Annotated in this window: 17 protein-coding genes; 5 read left to right on the top strand and 12 right to left on the bottom strand. The window is 56.7% G+C overall.

Features of this window, described 5'->3' with window-relative positions:
* Positions 1-3 precede the first annotated feature (3 nt).
* Complete coding sequence (phoB, locus tag HF679_RS13250; protein WP_123755653.1) at positions 4-693, bottom strand: phosphate response regulator transcription factor PhoB; 690 nt, start codon at positions 691-693, stop codon at positions 4-6.
* 486 nt (positions 694-1,179) lie between these two features.
* Between phoB and sbcD the strand changes: the two genes are divergently transcribed.
* Positions 1,180-2,382, top strand: coding sequence for an exonuclease subunit SbcD (gene sbcD / locus HF679_RS13255; protein WP_154143557.1), 1,203 nt, complete (start codon positions 1,180-1,182; stop codon positions 2,380-2,382).
* Positions 2,379-5,513: an exonuclease subunit SbcC gene (gene sbcC / locus HF679_RS13260; protein WP_187042116.1), complete on the top strand. Its 3,135-nt coding sequence runs from the start codon at positions 2,379-2,381 to the stop codon at positions 5,511-5,513. The genes sbcD and sbcC overlap by 4 nt, the downstream gene beginning before the upstream one ends.
* A 60-nt stretch (positions 5,514-5,573) precedes the next feature.
* Here the strand turns inward: sbcC and mak are convergent, their stop codons facing one another.
* Complete coding sequence (mak, locus tag HF679_RS13265) at positions 5,574-6,479, bottom strand: fructokinase (RefSeq protein ID WP_187042117.1); 906 nt, start codon at positions 6,477-6,479, stop codon at positions 5,574-5,576.
* A gap of 91 nt (positions 6,480-6,570) precedes the next feature.
* Here mak and rdgC point away from each other — a divergent pair, with 91 nt between their 5' ends.
* A complete protein-coding gene (gene rdgC / locus HF679_RS13270; protein ID WP_123756215.1) occupies positions 6,571-7,482 on the top strand; it encodes a recombination-associated protein RdgC in 912 nt (303 codons plus the stop codon).
* A gap of 65 nt (positions 7,483-7,547) precedes the next feature.
* Here rdgC and ppnP read toward each other — a convergent pair whose 3' ends face one another.
* From ppnP to aroL, 3 genes are all read right to left on the bottom strand, one after another.
* Complete coding sequence (gene ppnP, locus HF679_RS13275; protein ID WP_123755650.1) at positions 7,548-7,832, bottom strand: pyrimidine/purine nucleoside phosphorylase; 285 nt, start codon at positions 7,830-7,832, stop codon at positions 7,548-7,550.
* An 87-nt stretch (positions 7,833-7,919) separates the two neighbouring features.
* Entirely contained in the window at positions 7,920-8,597 is a 678-nt protein-coding gene (locus tag HF679_RS13280) for an AroM family protein (protein ID WP_123755649.1), read from the bottom strand.
* 306 nt (positions 8,598-8,903) lie between these two features.
* A complete protein-coding gene (gene aroL, locus HF679_RS13285) occupies positions 8,904-9,464 on the bottom strand; it encodes a shikimate kinase AroL (protein ID WP_123755648.1) in 561 nt (186 codons plus the stop codon).
* Between the two features lie 336 nt (positions 9,465-9,800).
* Here aroL and HF679_RS13290 point away from each other — a divergent pair, with 336 nt between their 5' ends.
* A complete protein-coding gene (locus tag HF679_RS13290; protein WP_187042118.1) occupies positions 9,801-10,484 on the top strand; it encodes a DUF2076 domain-containing protein in 684 nt (227 codons plus the stop codon).
* Here HF679_RS13290 and HF679_RS13295 read toward each other — a convergent pair.
* Positions 10,481-10,939 (bottom strand): YaiI/YqxD family protein, encoded by a 459-nt coding sequence (locus HF679_RS13295; RefSeq protein WP_123755646.1) that lies wholly within the window; start codon positions 10,937-10,939, stop codon positions 10,481-10,483. The two genes, HF679_RS13290 and HF679_RS13295, sit on opposite strands and share 4 nt — an antisense overlap.
* A 116-nt stretch (positions 10,940-11,055) precedes the next feature.
* Between HF679_RS13295 and proC the strand changes: the two genes are divergently transcribed.
* Positions 11,056-11,865: a pyrroline-5-carboxylate reductase gene (gene proC, locus HF679_RS13300; RefSeq protein WP_123755645.1), complete on the top strand. Its 810-nt coding sequence runs from the start codon at positions 11,056-11,058 to the stop codon at positions 11,863-11,865.
* A 69-nt stretch (positions 11,866-11,934) separates the two neighbouring features.
* Here proC and psiF read toward each other — a convergent pair whose 3' ends face one another.
* From psiF to idnO, 6 genes are all read right to left on the bottom strand, one after another.
* Positions 11,935-12,255 carry a phosphate starvation-inducible protein PsiF gene (psiF, locus tag HF679_RS13305; protein WP_154143560.1) on the bottom strand — a complete coding sequence of 107 codons (321 nt, stop codon included), beginning with the start codon at positions 12,253-12,255 and terminating at the stop codon, positions 11,935-11,937.
* A gap of 91 nt (positions 12,256-12,346) precedes the next feature.
* A complete protein-coding gene (gene phoA, locus HF679_RS13310; protein ID WP_187042119.1) occupies positions 12,347-13,783 on the bottom strand; it encodes an alkaline phosphatase in 1,437 nt (478 codons plus the stop codon).
* Between the two features lie 87 nt (positions 13,784-13,870).
* Complete coding sequence (gene iraP / locus HF679_RS13315) at positions 13,871-14,131, bottom strand: anti-adapter protein IraP (RefSeq protein WP_123755643.1); 261 nt, start codon at positions 14,129-14,131, stop codon at positions 13,871-13,873.
* A gap of 228 nt (positions 14,132-14,359) precedes the next feature.
* Positions 14,360-15,352 carry a LacI family DNA-binding transcriptional regulator gene (locus tag HF679_RS13320; RefSeq protein WP_123755642.1) on the bottom strand — a complete coding sequence of 331 codons (993 nt, stop codon included), beginning with the start codon at positions 15,350-15,352 and terminating at the stop codon, positions 14,360-14,362.
* A 65-nt stretch (positions 15,353-15,417) separates the two neighbouring features.
* Complete coding sequence (locus HF679_RS13325) at positions 15,418-16,707, bottom strand: MFS transporter (RefSeq protein ID WP_123755641.1); 1,290 nt, start codon at positions 16,705-16,707, stop codon at positions 15,418-15,420.
* A 104-nt stretch (positions 16,708-16,811) separates the two neighbouring features.
* Positions 16,812-17,576 carry a gluconate 5-dehydrogenase gene (gene idnO, locus HF679_RS13330; RefSeq protein WP_187042120.1) on the bottom strand — a complete coding sequence of 255 codons (765 nt, stop codon included), beginning with the start codon at positions 17,574-17,576 and terminating at the stop codon, positions 16,812-16,814.
* Between the last annotated feature and the right edge of the window lie 31 nt (positions 17,577-17,607).

Raw genomic sequence — 17,607 nt, forward strand, 5'->3', positions numbered from 1 at the left:
CATTCAGAAACGAGCGGAGAAACGATACCCCGTGCCGCGAACCGTTTGTACCATCCGGTCATGGCCGCTAAGTTCCAGCGCTTTACGTAGACGACGAATATGCACATCCACCGTTCGGTCTTCTACATACACGTTCGTACCCCAGACGTGATTCAGCAGCTGTTCGCGGCTGTACACGCGTTCCGGGTGGGTCATAAAGAAATGTAATAATTTAAATTCCGTTGGCCCCATGTCCAGCGGACTTTCACCGGTCATCACGCGATGCGAGGAAGGATCCAGGCTAAGGCCTTGCATTTCAATCACTTCTTCTACCGCCATCGGCGAAATTCGACGCATCACCGCTTTGATACGCGCCACCAGCTCTTTCGGTGAGAAAGGCTTGGTAATGTAATCGTCGGCCCCGGTTTCCAGGCCACGAACGCGGTCTTCTTCTTCACCGCGCGCGGTCAGCATCACCACCGGAATATCCCGGGTCATCGCTTCGCGCTTCAGTTGTTTAATAAACTGCAGACCCGACCCGCCCGGTAGCATCCAGTCAAGGAGAATCAAATCAGGCCAGGGTTCATTGAGTTGATTCACCGCACTGTCATAATCTTCCGCCTCGACGGGCTGAAAGCCGTTTTGCTCCAGAACAAAGCAGACCATTTCGCGGATCGGAGCTTCATCTTCAACGACCAGAATTCTTCTCGCCATTATTTACCCTGTGTTTTTTAGCCATCAGTATAGAGTGCGGCGTCATTATGCGTCAGTTTTGTGACAGATTTATGAAAAAAATGACCGTCTGATGATCGGAGATTTCGAATAATGACAAGGAGTAACCGACAATCCGATCGCTGCTCGGGGAGGCAACCTGAAGGATGAAGAATATATACCCAAAATTATTCGAGTTGCTTGTAGGCAGCAAGGCCGTGACAAATCGGTATTAACCGATTTGAACAGCGCTTGCGCTGGCCCGAAGGGTGAGCCTCATCATCAATGAGGCTCATAATTCCCAGGAGCTTACTCAGGTAAGTGACTGGGGTGACAAATCTGTCTGGAACAGATTTGAACGCTGCGAGCAGCGGCCCTGATAAGGGTGAGGCTCATGGATGAGCCGAATAACGGTGCAGCTAACACCCAAGCAACTTGAAGGATGAAGGGTATAATGCGCTCATGCTTTTTCGTCAGGAAAAAATCATTATGCGCATCATTCATACCTCTGACTGGCACCTGGGTCAGAATTTTTACAGTAAAAGCCGTGCCGCCGAACATTCGGCCTTTCTCGACTGGCTGCTGTCCAACGCCCAGCAGCACGAGGTCGATGCCATCATTGTCGCCGGTGATATTTTTGATACCGGATCGCCCCCCAGCTACGCCCGCGAACTGTATAACCACTTTGTGGTGCAGCTTCAGCAGGCCGGCTGTCAGCTGGTAGTGCTGGCCGGCAACCATGACTCGGTCGCGACCCTGAATGAATCCCGCGACATCCTGGCCTTTTTGAAAACCACGGTGGTGGCCAACGCGGGGCATGCCCCCTTTATCCTGCCCCTGCGTGACGGCACCCCCGGCGCTGTTTTTTGCCCGGTGCCGTTCCTGCGCCCGCGCGAGCTGGTCACCAGCCAGGCGGGACACTCCAGCGGCGAGAAGCAACAGCAGCTGTTAAGCGCTATCAGCGACTATTATCAACAGCAGTATCAGCAGGCCTGCGACCTGCGCGGCGACCGCCCGCTGCCGATAATTGCCAGCGGTCACCTGACCACCGTCGGCGCCAGTAAAAGTGATGCGGTACGCGATATCTATATCGGGACCCTGGAGGCGTTTCCCGCCAGCCATTTCCCGCCGGTTGACTATATTGCGCTCGGCCATATTCACCGGGCGCAGCTGGTCGGCGGCAACGAGCATATTCGCTACAGCGGCTCACCGATCTCCCTCAGTTTTGACGAAACGGGGAAAAGTAAAAGCGTCAATCTGGTGACCTTTACCGATGGCCATCTGACAGACGTGAGCCCGCTGACGGTACCGGTTACCCAGCCGCTGGCGGTCCTGAAAGGCGATTTCGCCAGCATCAGCGAACAGCTCACCCAGTGGCGGGACGCCCCAGCGGACCCCGTCACATGGCTGGATATTGAAATCACCAGCGACGAATACCTGCATGATATCCAACGTAAAATTCAGGCCCAGACCGACGACCTGCCGGTGGAAGTGCTGCTGGTTCGCCGCAGCCGCGCCCAGCGCGAACGGATCCTCGCCGGGGAACGCCGCGAAACGCTCAGTGAATTACGCGTGGAAGAGGTGTTTGAACGCCGTCTGGCGCAGGAAACGCTGGAAGAGACGCAGCAGCAGCGCCTGAAGCAGCTGTTTAACGAAACGCTGCATAGCCTGCACGGTGAGGAGCACCTGTGAAAATTCTGAGCTTGCGCCTGAAGAATATCAACTCGCTGAAAGGCGAATGGAAAATCGATTTCACCGCTGAACCGTTCGCCAGCAACGGGCTGTTCGCGATTACCGGGCCGACCGGCGCCGGGAAAACCACCCTGCTGGACGCCATCTGCCTCGCGCTGTATCACGAAACCCCGCGCCTGAGCAGCGTCTCGCAATCGCAAAACGATCTGATGACCCGCGACACCGCCGAGTGCCTGGCGGAGGTGGAATTCGAGGTCAAAGGGACGGCCTACCGCGCTTTCTGGAGCCAGAACCGCGCCCGTAACCAGCCGGAAGGCAACCTGCAGGCCCCGCGCGTCGAGCTGGCCCGCTGCGACGATGGCCAGATCCTCGCCGACAAAGTCAAAGATAAGCTCGAGCTCACCGCCTCGCTCACCGGGCTGGATTATGGCCGTTTTACCCGTTCAATGCTGCTTTCGCAGGGCCAGTTCGCCGCCTTTCTCAACGCCAAACCTAAAGAGCGCGCGGAACTCCTGGAGGAGCTGACCGGTACCGAAATCTACGGTCAGATCTCGGCCCAGGTGTTTGACAAGCATAAGCTTGCCCGCAGCGAGCTAGATAAACTGCAGGCGCAGGCCTCCGGCGTGCTGCTTCTGAGCGCCGAACAGCAGCAGGCGCTGCAACAAAGTTTGCAAGCACTTACTGATGAGGAACATCAACACCTTAGCGAACAAACCCGCCTGCAAACCACCTTGCAATGGCTGCTTCGCCTGCAGGAGCTGAGCACGGAAGCCACCCAGGCCCAGCGTCAGCTACAGGAAGCGCAGCAGGCGCTGGAGCACGCCCAGCCGCAGCTTTCCGCCTTACTCAAAGCCCAGCCGGCAGAACAGCTGCGCCCGCTGTGGAACCGCGAACAAGAGCAGACCAACGCGCTGGCGCACACCCGCCGTCAGGTGGAAGAAGTAAATACTCGCTTACATGGCCAGCTGCGGCTACGGGCGGGGATTCGCCTTGCCGCGAGTCAACAGCGGAGTCAGTTGCAGACCGCCCAGCACGCCCTCACGACGTGGCTGCAGGAACATGACCGCTACCGCCAATGGGGAAACGCGCTGGCAGGCTGGCGGGAGGCGTTCGCACAGCAGGCCCGCGATGAACAACAGCACGCTCAGCTGCAGCAACGGCTGGCCGAAACCGATCGCACCCTGGCCGGGCTGCCCCCGACCACCCTGACGCTGGATGCCGGAGCGGTCAGCGCCAGTCTGGCACAGCACGCCGCCGCCCGCCCGCTACGCCAGCAGCTTTCTACGCTGCATAGCCGCCTGCTGCCGCTGCGCCAGCGCCAGCAGCAGTTGCAAACCGCCGGACAGGCCCGCCAGCAGGAGCAGGAGAAGCTGGAAACGACGCTGGCCCAGCGCCGTCTGGCCTACAAAGAGAAAAACCAGCAGTTCAGCGATGTGAAAGCCATCTGCGAGCTGGAAGCCCGTATTGCTGGTCTTGAAGAAGAACGCGCGCGCCTGCAGCCCGGCGCACCGTGCCCGCTCTGCGGATCCAGCGAACATCCTGCCGTCGCACAATACCGGGCGCTGGAGCCCGGCGTTAACCAGGCCCGCCGGGACAGCCTCGAGCGCGAGGTAAAACAGCTGGCTGAAGAAGGCGCCCAGCTGCGCGGTCAGCTGGAGGCGTTGCTAAAACAACAGCTTAACGAGAAAGAGGAGCTAGAATCCCTTCTCCAGCAGGAGCAAGCACTTACATCACAGTGGCAGAGCACCGTCAGCGCATTGCACTGTGAACTGCAGCCGCAGGACGATATTCCCGGCTGGTTGGCGGCGCAGGAGGAGCATGAACAGCAACTGTATCAGCATCAGCAGCGGCTGGCCTGCCAGGCGCAACAGCAGGCGTTCCAGCAGCAGTTGCAACAGAGCCAACAGAGCCAGGAACAGCGCCGGGCGCAGCTGACAGCGGAGCTGGTGCCTTTCGCACTCGATCTTCCGCAGGCCGATCGGGCGACGGGCTGGCTGGCGCAGCGGGAACAAGAAACCCGCGGCTGGCAGGAAAAACAGAACCAATCCGTCGCCCTTCAGGAACAGCTTCAGCAGCTGACCCCGCTACTGGAAACCCTACCGGAGTCCGACGAGGCCGCAGAACCGGCAGCGCTCACCGGCTGGCGCCAGGTCCATGACGATTGTCTGGCCCTGCAAAGCCAGTGGCAAACCCTGTGCCAGCAGGAGAGCCAACAGCAGCAGGCGCTGCTGGAGACGCAGAACCAGTTCGCCGCCGCATTAGCCAGCAGCCCGTTTGCCGACCGTCAGGCCTTCCTTGATGCCCTGCTCGACGCCGACACGCGCCAGCATCTGGAGCAACGCAAGCAGGCGCTGGAAAACGCCTTACAGCAGGCCAGCGCGCTGGCCCTGCGCGCCCGCGACACGCTGAATCAGCATCAACAACAACCGCCGGCAGAGGTCGACATCACCCAGCCGCTGGAGCCGGTTCAGGCTCGTCTGCAACAGCTGGCGCCGCTGCTGCGGGAGAATAGCGCGCGTCAGGGAGAAATTCGCCAGCAGCTGAAACAGAACACCGAGAATCAACAGCGCCAGCAGGCACTGCAACAGGAGATCGCGCTCGCCACCCAGCAGCTGGAAGACTGGGGATGGCTGAATGCGCTGATCGGTTCAAAAGAGGGCGATAAATTCCGTAAATTCGCCCAGGGCTTAACCCTGGATAACCTGGTATGGCTGGCGAACCACCAGCTTAATCGTCTGCACGGGCGCTATCAGTTACAGCGTAAGGCCAGCGAAGCGCTGGAGCTGGAGGTTGTGGATACCTGGCAGGCGGACGCCGTTCGCGACACCCGCACTCTCTCCGGCGGCGAAAGCTTCCTGGTCAGCCTCGCGCTGGCGCTGGCGCTCTCCGACCTGGTCAGCCACAAAACGCGGATTGACTCGCTGTTCCTCGATGAAGGCTTCGGTACCCTCGACAGCGAAACCCTCGATACCGCACTGGATGCGCTGGATGCCCTCAACGCCAGCGGAAAAATCATTGGCGTGATAAGCCACGTCGAAGCCATGAAGGAGCGGATCCCGGTGCAGATCAAGGTGAAGAAAATCAATGGGCTGGGCTACAGCCGACTGGAAAAGGCCTTTGCCGTAGAGTAACGGCCTGGCGCGCTTCCCCGGCCCTGTTGCTGGCCGGGGAAGACGCCCGTCATTCGCAGACTACAGCGGCCACAGCCACGCCGCACCGCGCACACCGCTGGAATCCCCATGCAGCGCTTTGCGGATTGGCGTTTCGCATTCGCCGCCAAACACCCACGGTTTCACTAACTCAGGCACCGTCTGATAGAGGCGATCGACGTTGCTCATTCCGCCACCCAGCACGATCACATCCGGGTCGATAATATTGACGATATGGGCCAGCGACTTCGCCAGCCGCGTCTCGTAGCGCGTCAGCGCCAGCCCGGCCTGCGGATCCTGCTCGCTCACCCGCTGCATTATCGCACTGCCCGCCAGCGCCTGACCGCTCAGACGCTGATAATCGGTGGCAAAACCGGTGCCGGAGATAAAGGTTTCAATGCACCCTTGTTTACCGCAGTAGCACGGCACCTCGGCGCGATAACGCAGTTCATCTTCATCCATCCACGGCAGCGGGTTATGGCCCCACTCCCGTGCGGTACCGTTGCCGCCGATGTGGGAACGGCCATTGATCGCCACTCCCGCGCCGCAGCCGGTCCCGATAATCACCGCAAACACGGTCTGCGCCCCGGCGGCGGCACCGTCCACCGCTTCCGAGACCGCCAGGCAGTTGGCATCATTGGCCAGCCGCACTTCGCGGTTCAGCCGCTGGCTCAGATCGCGGTCAAACGGCTGGCCGTTGAGCCACGTCGAGTTGGCGTTTTTCACCACTCCGGTATAGGGCGAAATCGATCCAGGGATCCCGATGCCGACGCTGCCGCGCTCCCCGGTAGCCTGCTCCGCCATCTCCACCAGCGCGGCGATGTTCTCAATGGTCTGACGATAATCTTCCCGCGGCGTGGGCAGGCGGTGGCGAAATAGCTGCTCTCCCCGGTCACTCAGGGCAATGACTTCTGTTTTTGTACCACCCAGATCAATACCAATACGCACTGTAGGCTCCTCTCCCCGATTAACAATGCAAGCATAGCGACAATTCGCTATCATGCCCGCTGGATTTAACGACAACGCCGTGGAAATTATCATGCTGTGGTTCAAAAATTTAATGGTTTACCGTCTCAGCCGCGACATTTCATTGCAGGCTGAAGAGATGGAAAAACAGCTGGCCGAGCTGACATTTACCCCTTGTGGTAGCCAGGATATGGCGAAAACCGGCTGGGTATCGCCGATGGGATCGCACAGCGACGCGCTGACACATACGAACAACGGACAGATCCTGATCTGCGCGCGCAAAGAAGAGAAGATCCTGCCATCGCCGGTGATCAAACAGGCGCTGGAAGCCAAGATCCTCAAGCTGGAAGCCGATCAGGGCCGTAAGCTGAAAAAAACGGAAAAAGATTCGCTGAAAGACGAAGTGCTGCATTCTCTGCTGCCCCGCGCTTTTAGCCGCTTCAGCCAGACCATGATGTGGATCGATACCGTCAACGGGCTGATCATGGTGGATTGTGCCAGCGCGAAGAAAGCAGAAGATACGCTGGCGCTGCTGCGTAAAACGTTAGGATCGCTGCCGGTGGTTCCGCTGACGCTGGAAAACCCGATCGAGCTGACGCTGACGGAATGGGTCCGTTCCGGTACTGTCGCACAAGGTTTCCAGCTGCTGGACGAAGCCGAACTGAAAGCGATGCTGGAAGATGGCGGCGTGATCCGCGCCAAGAAGCAGGATCTGGTCAGCGACGAGATCGCGGTGCACATTGAAGCCGGGAAAGTGGTGACCAAACTGGCGCTCGACTGGCAGCAGCGGATCCAGTTCCTGATGTGTGACGATGCGTCGATCAAGCGTCTGAAGTTCTGCGACGAACTGCGCGATCAGAATGAAGACATCGACCGGGAAGATTTTGCCCAGCGCTTCGATGCTGACTTTATTCTGATGACCGGCGAACTGGCGGCCTTGATTCAAAATCTGGTGGAAGGTCTGGGTGGCGAAGCGCAGCGCTAATCAGCCCTGAGCGCACCCGAAAGATCGGCTAAAACACCTTCCTGCTGCGGCAGGAAGGTGAGTCATTACAGATAGCGGCACAGATAAGAGGTTGCTTCAGCCACCTGCAGATGGAACTCGCTGTTGCCCGGAACATTGAATACTTCACCCGCAGAATAGACTTTCCACTCGGTTTCCCCTGGAAGCAGCACATTCAGCGCACCACTCACCACCGTCATCTCTTCCGGCTGTGCGGTTCCAAAGGTATATTCCCCTTCCGCCATCACCCCGACGCTGGCGCGACCGACGCTGCTGCTGGTGAAGCCAATAGATTTCACTTTTCCGTCGAAGTATTCATTACTTTGAAGCATAAACAAGCCCTTATGATCTTTTGTTGAAGCCTCAATATAGGGGGCGCTCCTTGCCCCTGTCACGCAAAATTACGTGCGCGCAGCATGTTAAATTAATAGTTCTGCCGCCAGTCGCGAAACCAGCACATTTGACAGCAAAACCGGGACATTCAGCGCTTTTTGCAATACGTCCCGATGATGCTGATGGTAGCCCAGACAGTCCAGCACCAGCACATCGGCCCCCTGCTCCAGCAATTCCCGTCCGGCCATCAGCAAATCGCTATCGCTGCCGCCGATCGGGTTGGCTAACGCGTAGTAAGGTGCGTTTTCCAGCGCCAGCCACTTTTGCTGCTGCATGGGCAACACATCCTCGACCGGCACAATCACCCCGACCTGATGGCCCTCAACGATCGATGCCACCAGCGGCGGAATAATCCGCTGCGGTTCCAGTAAAATGGCGTTGCGCGCCGTCAAGCCGCTGAGCATTTCTGAACTCAAAAACAAAATCACGTCATATTCTTGCCGGTCGAGCATGGCGATCACATGCTTTAAATCCCGCTCGACCTTCTGGCGCGAAACCTCCGCCAGCTGGTTATCATTCAACAGCGTCAGCAGACACTCGTCGCCGGAATCCACGGCGTAATCTTCCATTACGTCTTCACGTGTCATTTTGCCTAACAGGCTAATATGTGTGATCTGATCTTCCCTGATATGTTCGGTTAATAGCGGCAGAACTTCTCCTACCGGAACCACGCCAACGCTTAAAATTGCCATCGTTGTACTCATATCACGTACCTTTTCACCACCACTGCTTCAGCACAGGCTTACCGCAAACCACATTCGCCCCCTTGTTGGCTAAAAATCAACCGTTCAGAAGCGTAGCAGCTTACTCCCCATGCGGAGTGTAAAGATTGAGACGCCTTCAGCGCGTTGCTGAAAAATCCGCGTCTTAGGTATTCATTAACCCTGCTGATGAATGAAAAATGTGACAGATGCCCGGTATTCTGACTGTCAGAAAGGATGCCGGGTCTGGAGATAACCAAACAGAGGGAAGCGCTGTCGCCGCGGCGAAGGCCTGTGGTTCGAAATGGCTTATTGCTCGCGTGCCGCCTCGGCGCACGGAGTCTGCGGGAGAGCAGAGAGCGGGTGCAGCGTCGCCAGAATTTGCCTGACGACCTCATCCGGCGCCGCGGTGGCATCGATAATATGGTGCGCGGTTGCGCGGTACAGCGCTTCTCGTTGCGCCAGCACTTCACCGACTTCATCACGCACCGGCTTGCCGGTCAGCGTAGGCCGCTGTTCCGCTTTGGGGTACGCTTCCAGCCTGTCGATCAGCGCCGATACCGAGGCCTGAAGATAAATCACCACGCCGTTTTCCCGCATAAACTGCCGGTTAGCTTCAGCCAGAACAATACCGCCACCGGTCGCCACCACCGTTTGTGGCCGGGTGACCGCTTTCAGCGCCTCGGACTCCAGCTCACGAAAACGCGCCCAGCCTTCTTGTTCAACGATAGCCGCGACCGTACGCTGTTCACGCTCCTGCAGCGCATGATCGGTATCGGTAAACGGGTAATTACACGCCCGCGCCAGCGCATGGCCGACCGTCGTTTTACCGCAGCCGCGTGGCCCGATGAGAAAGATTGGCAGTGTCATTACCGAAGACCCCCTGGTTCCGCGTTTTGGCGGGAAAATGAATGCGAAAAGTCAGCCATGATACCTGCAAAATCGCCCAACCATAACCGTAAAATAAACGTTACGTTAAAATAACACACTCCTTTCAGCGCTCATGGCGAAAGGATTTGACGTGTAAACCTATCATTGCATTATGTGTTATTCCATATTTACTTGCTGTTGCGGATTATTTTTCCGCCGTTAGCTGGCGTAAACGGTAACACATTTATGCACAGCTTTACGCAACAACATATTTACAGCATGGGTCATTCGGACGCACTCTGACGCTAAACGACCAGTATGACAGAGGAAAGTACCATGCAATCTGAAGAACAACGCCTTATCGATGGACTGTTTTCCCGCCTCAAAGAGGCCGGGACGCAGAGCGCAGCGCGCGATGCCAGCGCCGAGGAGCGGATTGCGCAACACCTGAAAGAGCAGCCTGCCGCCCCCTATTACATGGCGCAAACCATCCTGATTCAGGAAGCAGCGATTAAGCAGCTCAATGACCGTATCCAGGCGCTGGATAGCCAGGTGAGCCAGCTGCAGGCGGCCAAACCGAGCAGCGGCGGCTTCCTCGCCGGCCTGTTTGGCGGCAGCCAGAGCCGCGTAGCGGACCCGATTCCCGGTGCGGAACAGTATGGCCGCCCGCAGGCGCAATATGCCCCGCAGATGCCACAGCAAAACGTCGCCGCGCAGGCGGCACGTAGCGGCGGTGGCGGCTTTATGGCCGGGGCGCTGCAAACGGCAGCGGGTGTGGCCGGCGGCGTAGTGTTGGGTAACATGCTGACCAATATGTTCAGCGGCTCCCATCCGCAGGAGATCGTCAATATTATCGAAGAGAATCCGCAGCCCGATCTCAGCCAGACCCAGGACGCGGCCGATCCGTTCCGCCAGGAGGATAATCAGTTCCTCGCGGACAACAACACCTACGACGATGATTTCGACGCCGGTTTCGGCAACGACAACGATTTCAGCGGCGATGACGACAGCTGGGTTTAACCCTGCTCGCGTTTCGTCTCTAACAACCACTTCTCCAGCGCGGCGGCAAATTGCTGCCGGTCGCGCTGCGATAAACTATCCGGGCCGCCGGTTTGCACGCCGCTGGCCCGCATGGTTTCCATAAAATCACGCATCGTCAGGCGCTCACGAATCGTCGCTTCACTGTAGCGCTCACCGCGCGGATTCAGCGCCGCCCCCCCTTTGGCCAGCACTTCCGCCGCCAGCGGAATATCCGCAGTAATCACCAGGTCGCCCGGTTCACACAGCCGAACGATTTCGTTATCGGCCACATCAAATCCCTGCGGCACGCGCATCGTGCGGATCACCCGCGATGGCGGTACCCGTAGCGTCTGGTTAGCGACCAGCGTCATCGGGGTTTGTGTACGCTCCGCCGCGCGGAACAATATTTCTTTAATGACGTTCGGACACGCGTCCGCATCAACCCAAATAGCCATGTCGGCTCCTGTCGATGAAAAGTGAGTGATCATTGTCACCTGCTTTTGTCTCCCAGAAAAGCGCCAGAGTGATAAGCTAGATAGCTAACGATGAACTAAGCAAAAGAGGAACGGTGATGGAGAAGAAAATTGGCTTTATCGGCTGCGGGAATATGGGTAAAGCCATTCTGGGCGGTTTGATCGCAAGCGGGCAGGTACAGCCGGGGCAAATTTGGGTCTATACCCCATCGCCGGACAAAGTGGCGGCCCTGCACGATCAGTACGGCATCAATGCCGCTCAGAGTGCCCAGGAAGTGGCCCAGGTAGCAGATATTGTCTTCGGTGCGGTCAAGCCGGGGATCATGATTAAAGTGCTGAGCGAGGTCGCCTCAAGCCTCAATAAAGACTCGCTGATTATCTCTATTGCCGCCGGTGTGACGCTCGATCAACTGGCACGAGCGCTGGGTCACGACCGTAAGATCGTCCGCGCCATGCCTAACACGCCGTCGCTGGTCAACGCCGGGATGACCTCCGTCACCCCTAACGCGCTGGTCACCAGCGAAGAGATCGCTGAAGCGCTGACGATTTTCCGCTGCTTTGGTCAGGCAGAGATTATTGCCGAACCGATGATCCACCCGGTGGTGGGCGTCAGCGGCTCTGCGCCAGCCTACGTCTTTATGTTTATCGAAGCGATGGCGGATGCCGCTGTCCTCGGCGGTATGCCGCGCGCCCAGGCGTACAAATTCGCCGCTCAGGCGGTGATGGGCTCGGCCAAAATGGTGCTCGAAAGCGGAGAACATCCGGGGACGCTGAAAGATATGGTCTGCTCGCCTGGCGGTACCACCATCGAAGCGGTGCGGGTGCTGGAAGAGAAAGGTTTCCGTTCTGCGGTGATCGAAGCGATGGTCAAATGCATGGAAAAATCAGAAAAACTGAGCCGTTCCTGATCCCTGTCGCCATATCGGGTGAGGCCAGGCCTCACCCGTTTACGTACGGTTATTGCTGTCTCAGCCGCATCAGACCTGTTTTTTCAGGCAGGCGCTCATAAACTTATTACGATCGTCCCCTTTCAGAGACTGCTGGGTTGCCTGCGAGTTGCACTCGCCCATTTTTTGCTGCTGAGGCGTCAACGCTTTACCGTCCTTCGCCGGCGCGTCTTTCTTCAGACACTGGCTCATAAACGTTTTACGCTCATCACCCTTCAACGCTTTCGATGAGGCCTCTTTATTACAGACCGTCATTTTTTGCTGCTGGGGCGTTTGCGTTTTTTCCGCGGCACTCACCGCTGTTACAAAGATCAAACCAAAAAGTAGGGTTACAAGAAATGTTATTTTCATTACACCATCCTTCTGTCAGTCAATCTCTGTAAGTCTGGTCGCTGATGACAAAAATACCAGCCGATAACGACAATTCGCTACCGGCATGGGGTTATTTCAGGCCCAGCGCGTCCTTCATGGTGTAGAACAGATCGGTCTGATCGGTTAAGCCCACCACGTTTGCCGCATGAGGACCATAGGCGGCAATGCGCAGCTGCGTGCCGGTATGTTCCATCGAGGCTTCTTCAGAGTTGCCGTAGCTCATGACCATCACCGCACCGTCTTTGGTGGTTAAGGCCTGGGTCAGGCCCGGTGCTTTGGTATCTGCCGGGATAATCTGGCTGGCGTGGGCGTGGTCAGCGGTGACGATAACCAGCGTGTTGCCCTCTTTTTTGGCAAACTCCAGCGCTTTTTGTACCGCTTCGTCCAGGTCAACGGTTTCGCCGATCTGGCCGCACGGATTCGCCGCATGGTCCTGTTTGTCGATAGAGGCGCCTTCCACCTGCAGGAAGAATCCTTTCTCGTTAGTGCTCAGCAGATCGATCGCTTTTTCAGTCATCTGCGCCAGCGTCGGAACGGAGGCATCGCGTTTGTCGTTTGGCGTACAGGTCACCGCAGGCTTATCGATATTGCCGTGGAAGGAGGCTTTCGGCCCTTCCCAACGTACTGGCATGTTGCCATCCGAGAACAGGCCCAGCAGCGGTTTGTCCTGGTTTGCTTCACGCACGGCGGCCAGAGAGCTGGCGTCGGTGACCATCTGGTAGCCACGGGCGACGGCCTGGTCGTGCAGCGTTTTGCCCTGCCATTCGCCGGCGGTTGCCGTTTCTGCGAAGGTTTTGGCCCCGCCGCCTAAAGTGACATCGGCGCGGGCATTAAGCAGCTGTTCAGTGATTGAGCCTTTCCCGCCCTTCTCCAGCGCGTTGCTGGCGCATTTTTCACTGGTCACGCTCGGGCCGTAGCATTTCCGCGAGGTGACATGGGCGACCAGCGCGGCAGGTGTGGCGTCCTGCAATTCTGCGGTGGAGACGTTACCGGTCGCCAGGCCAGCGGCTTTGGCCATCTCGAGGATCGTCGGGTGATCTTTTTCATGGATATCAACCCCCAGCGCGCCATTGTAGCTTTTCACGCCGGTGGTCCAGGCGGTGGCGGATGCTGCAGAGTCAGTCACGTAATCCGGTTTGCCGGTTTTCTTGTCCAGCGAATAGTGGGTGTACTGGCCGGTTAACGGCAGAGCATCAATCCCTTTAAAGAAGCCGCCTGCACCTTCGGCATAGTTGCGCGCGGCGGTAATTTCTGAATCGCCCATACCGTCGCCAATCAGCAGAATAATATTTTTCGCCGGCCGGTTGATTAACGAGGCCTGCAGTGCGGCGGTCTGATCGCCGCTTAAACGACGAGCGCCGCCGGGCGTGGTGATATCACCCTGCGCGGCACGATTTTCCAGAACCGGGGCTGCAGTTGTTTCTGCATGAATAGCCGTGGTGCCCAGCAGAGGTAACAGGGCAATAAATAGGGCACTTAATTTCAATTTCACGTTGGTCTTCTCCATGTAAAAATACTCAAAAATCAAAACGAAGAAGACTTTATAAAAGTGATGTGACAGTAAAATGACGGCATCCGTGTCCGCTCAAAAGAACTAGCTACGCGGATGCCGCAACAGCTTTTTTATATATTGCTGCAACCGCTGAGCATCGCGATCGTCCACCAGCGGGCCGGGGCTGGCCTGGGCGATAGCGTCCTCAATATCATTAATTAATGCCTGCTGCTTGTCCTGTGCCATATGGCGCAGTAACGCCGTCACGACAACTTCAAGCGCCTCAACCTGCACCGTCAGTTCCTTTGCCTCTTCTTCCTTTTGAGCCAGATTCACCAGTAGTTCGGCAATGAGATTCTTCACAGCACGGTATCCTTATGCGAGTTCCATTATTCGCTAGTTATGTCATACATCCGCCGGTGGATACCAGTATTATTTTTTAAAAATGATTCCTCATCCCACACAATAATAAGCGAAACGTTTTGCTCTTTCGGTGAAGCACCAGGAATAAACGCAATACCCGAGAAATACGTTTCATAAAAAAATTTCAATAGATAATAATAAAAAAATATATTGCGATTTCATTGGTAATTATAACGTATCGCCATAATAAATCTGGTAAGCCATATTCACGCTAGCTGCCGCGTCTTTACCGGCAAGCCGGGCAAGGAGTATTTCACTCGCCGTTTTACCAATGTCATAACGCGGAGTAATGACGCTGGCAATTTTTTGCAGGCGCGCGCGACCAATTTCCAGCCCGTGGAAACCGGCAATCGCTATCTTCTCAGGGACGGCAATGCCCTGCGCCTGACACTCCAGCAGCACGCCGACCGCCAGATCGTCATTGGTACAAAAAATAGCGTCAATATCCGGGTGCGAGCGCTGCATTTGCAGAAACATCTGGCGCCCCAGCGCCACCGACGAGATGCTGCGCGGTGTGATGTGATATGCCTTCAGACCATAGGCCGCCACGGCGCGTTCGGTGCCGCGAAAACGGCTCACATCACGAGGGTCGTCCATCGAACCAAAAAAGGCGATTTGTCGTTTACCGCTGTCGAGGAACGCGTTGGTCATATCCCAGCCGGCCTTCTCGTTATCGAACCCGACCTGAATATCGAGGGGCTGCCCGCCGATATCCATCAGCTCCGCCACCGGGATCCCGCTGGCGCGGACATACTGAATCATGCGATCGCTGTGCTGCGTACCGGTCAGAATCAGCCCGTCAATGTTGTAAGAGAGCAAATTGAGCACTTCGCGCTCTTCGCGCTGCGGGTCATAACCGTAGTTGGCAATCAGGGTCTGATACTGGTGGGCGGACGTGACGGATTCAATCCCGGCGAGGACATCGGCGAAAATCTGATTACGGAAGGACGGGATCAGCACGCCTATCGTTTTACTGCGCGCATTGAGTAAAATTTCCGGCGCCCGGTTAGGGATATAGTTGTGCTCTTCCATGATCTTCGCAATCAGCTCGCGGCTGCGCTGCGACACCTGGCCCGGGTCACGTAAATAACGGCTGACCGTCATTTTATTCAGTCCGGCCAGGTTGGCGATATCCTGCAATGTCATCCGGTTGTTTTTCATCGGGTTCTCTGCGACAAACGACTCATATGCTCGCAGAGAACCTTACCACAGGCGCTTCGTGTCTGTTAACCCGCAAGCTTATTTGTGGTCATTAACGCCGGTGTGCGATCGTCATTGGCCCGCACGTTGTACATCAGCACCACCGAGGCCAGCAGCGCGATAGCCATAAAGGTATATGACGCACCGGGCCCGCCCATCACGCCATTCAGGTAGCCCACCAGCCAGGCCCCCAGGAAAGCGCCCAGCGCGCCGAAGCTGTTGATAAGCCCCATCGACACCCCGGAGACGTTGCGTGGCAGCAGCTCGGGGATAAGCGCGAAGAACGGTCCGTATGGGGCATACATACAGGCGGCGGCGATCACCAACAAGGCGTAGGAGAACCAGAATGCGTGGTCGCCGATAAGCCAGGAGCCGAAGAAGGCCAACGCGGCAATCAGCAACAGCGGCCAGATAAACAGTTTACGGTTCTGGAACTTATCTGATAGCCAGGAAACCGTCAGCATCAGGCAAATAGCCGCCAGGTACGGCACCGCGGCCAGCCAGCCTACCGCGACGATATCCATTTGCGCGGCATTTTTCAGAATTGACGGCATCCACATCATGAAGCCGTACACCCCGATGCTCCACAGGGCATGGACGGCGCACAGCATGATCACATTACGTGAACGCAGCGCTTCGCCATAATTACGTACCGGCTTGATCGCGCTCTGCTCGCGGTCCATCGCTTCCTGCAGCACCTGCTTCTCCTCGGCATTCAGCCAGGAGACTTCCTCGGGCTTATCCCTGACCAGGATCCACCAGCACACGGCCCACAGCACCGCCGGAATGCCCTCAATAATAAACATTTCACGCCAGCCCCAGGCCTGAATCAGGTAGCCGGAGACGATGGACATCCACAGTACCGTCACCGGGTTGCCGAGAATCAGGAAGGTATTGGCCCGTGAGCGCTCGGTTTTGGTAAACCAGTTGCTGATATAAATCAGCATCGCCGGCATAACCGCCGCTTCCACTACCCCGAGAATAAAGCGAATGGCCATTAACATCGGAATATTGCTGACAAAACCGGTAGCCGCCGCGCAGCAGCCCCATAATATCAGACTGACAAATATCATTTTCCGCACGCTGCGTTTTACGGCATATATCGCACCGGGCACCTGAAAAAAGAAATAGCCCAGGAAAAATAATGCACCAATCAGCGATGCAGTACCTTTGGTAATACCTAAATCATTTTCGATACCTGCCGCGGCGGCAAAACCATAATTAGCACGGTCGAGATAGGCCAGACTATAGGTAATAAATATAATCGGCATTAAATACCACCAGCGACGCGCTGGTAATTTGGCGAGCATTTGCATATGCCATCCTCAGATTAACGATATAATCAAACGGGTTTAATTATTTTATGTTTCACCGTATATCGGGAAGCCAGGAACGGACAGCCCGATATACGATAACGCGGTTACACGGCGGCGAGCATCCCGCCATCAACAAACAGCAGATGGCCATTAACAAAATTTGCCGCCGGGGAGGCCAGATACACCGCAGCGCCAATTAACTCTTCCGGTTTCCCCCAGCGGGCCGCCGGGGTTCGTTGATATAACCAGGCAGAAAATCCCGGGTCATTCACTAATGCGCTGGTCATTTCCGTCGCAAAATAGCCAGGGGCGATGCCATTAACCTGAATATTATATTCCGCCAGCTCCACGCACATGCCCCGGGTGAGCATTTTGACCGCCCCTTTCGATGCGGCATACGGCGTAATGGTCTTACGCCCTAATTCACTCTGCATGGAGCAAATATTAATAATTTTACCGGACCGGCGCGCCATCATATATTTTGCCACCTGCTGCGAGACCAGAAATACGCCTTTCTGGTTAACCTCAATCACCTGATCCCACTCCTCTTCCGGAAATTCGCTAAACGGATGGCGGCGTTGGATCCCGGCGTTATTGATCAAAATATCAATCGGCCCGATCTCTGCTTCGATGCGAGTGATGGCTCGTTCGACCTCGGCGCGGCGGGTGACATCAAAGGCCACTCCCGTTGCACGGTATCCGAGAGCGGCCAGCGCTTCAGTCGCGCAATCCGCTTTCTCCTGTGTACGGTCATTGATAATGACCTCCGCCCCGTACTCGGCCAACCCTCTGGCCAACAGGTTACCAATGCCCCTGGCGGAACCGGTGATCAGGGCGCGCTTGCCGGATAAATCGAATAGATTTTTCATAGAAATGTCTTTTTCTGTAACTGTTATGCGT

Source organism: Enterobacter sp. JUb54 (genome assembly GCF_014298075.1).
In the GTDB taxonomy this organism is placed as follows: domain Bacteria; phylum Pseudomonadota; class Gammaproteobacteria; order Enterobacterales; family Enterobacteriaceae; genus Klebsiella; species Klebsiella lignicola.

Bases quoted from the DNA above. Each gene is read 5' to 3' on its own strand.
- phoB (WP_123755653.1), bottom strand. From the start codon at position 693: ATGGCGAGAAGAATTCTGGTCGTTGAAGATGAAGCTCCGATCCGCGAA.
- sbcD (WP_154143557.1), top strand. From the start codon at position 1,180: ATGCGCATCATTCATACCTCTGACTGGCACCTGGGTCAGAATTTTTAC.
- rdgC (WP_123756215.1), top strand. From the start codon at position 6,571: ATGCTGTGGTTCAAAAATTTAATGGTTTACCGTCTCAGCCGCGACATT.
- ppnP (WP_123755650.1), bottom strand. From the start codon at position 7,832: ATGCTTCAAAGTAATGAATACTTCGACGGAAAAGTGAAATCTATTGGC.
- HF679_RS13280 (WP_123755649.1), bottom strand. From the start codon at position 8,597: ATGAGTACAACGATGGCAATTTTAAGCGTTGGCGTGGTTCCGGTAGGA.
- aroL (WP_123755648.1), bottom strand. From the start codon at position 9,464: ATGACACTGCCAATCTTTCTCATCGGGCCACGCGGCTGCGGTAAAACG.
- HF679_RS13290 (WP_187042118.1), top strand. From the start codon at position 9,801: ATGCAATCTGAAGAACAACGCCTTATCGATGGACTGTTTTCCCGCCTC.
- HF679_RS13295 (WP_123755646.1), bottom strand. From the start codon at position 10,939: ATGGCTATTTGGGTTGATGCGGACGCGTGTCCGAACGTCATTAAAGAA.
- proC (WP_123755645.1), top strand. From the start codon at position 11,056: ATGGAGAAGAAAATTGGCTTTATCGGCTGCGGGAATATGGGTAAAGCC.
- psiF (WP_154143560.1), bottom strand. From the start codon at position 12,255: ATGAAAATAACATTTCTTGTAACCCTACTTTTTGGTTTGATCTTTGTA.
- phoA (WP_187042119.1), bottom strand. From the start codon at position 13,783: ATGGAGAAGACCAACGTGAAATTGAAATTAAGTGCCCTATTTATTGCC.
- HF679_RS13320 (WP_123755642.1), bottom strand. From the start codon at position 15,352: ATGAAAAACAACCGGATGACATTGCAGGATATCGCCAACCTGGCCGGA.
- HF679_RS13325 (WP_123755641.1), bottom strand. From the start codon at position 16,707: ATGCAAATGCTCGCCAAATTACCAGCGCGTCGCTGGTGGTATTTAATG.
- idnO (WP_187042120.1), bottom strand. From the start codon at position 17,576: ATGAAAAATCTATTCGATTTATCCGGCAAGCGCGCCCTGATCACCGGT.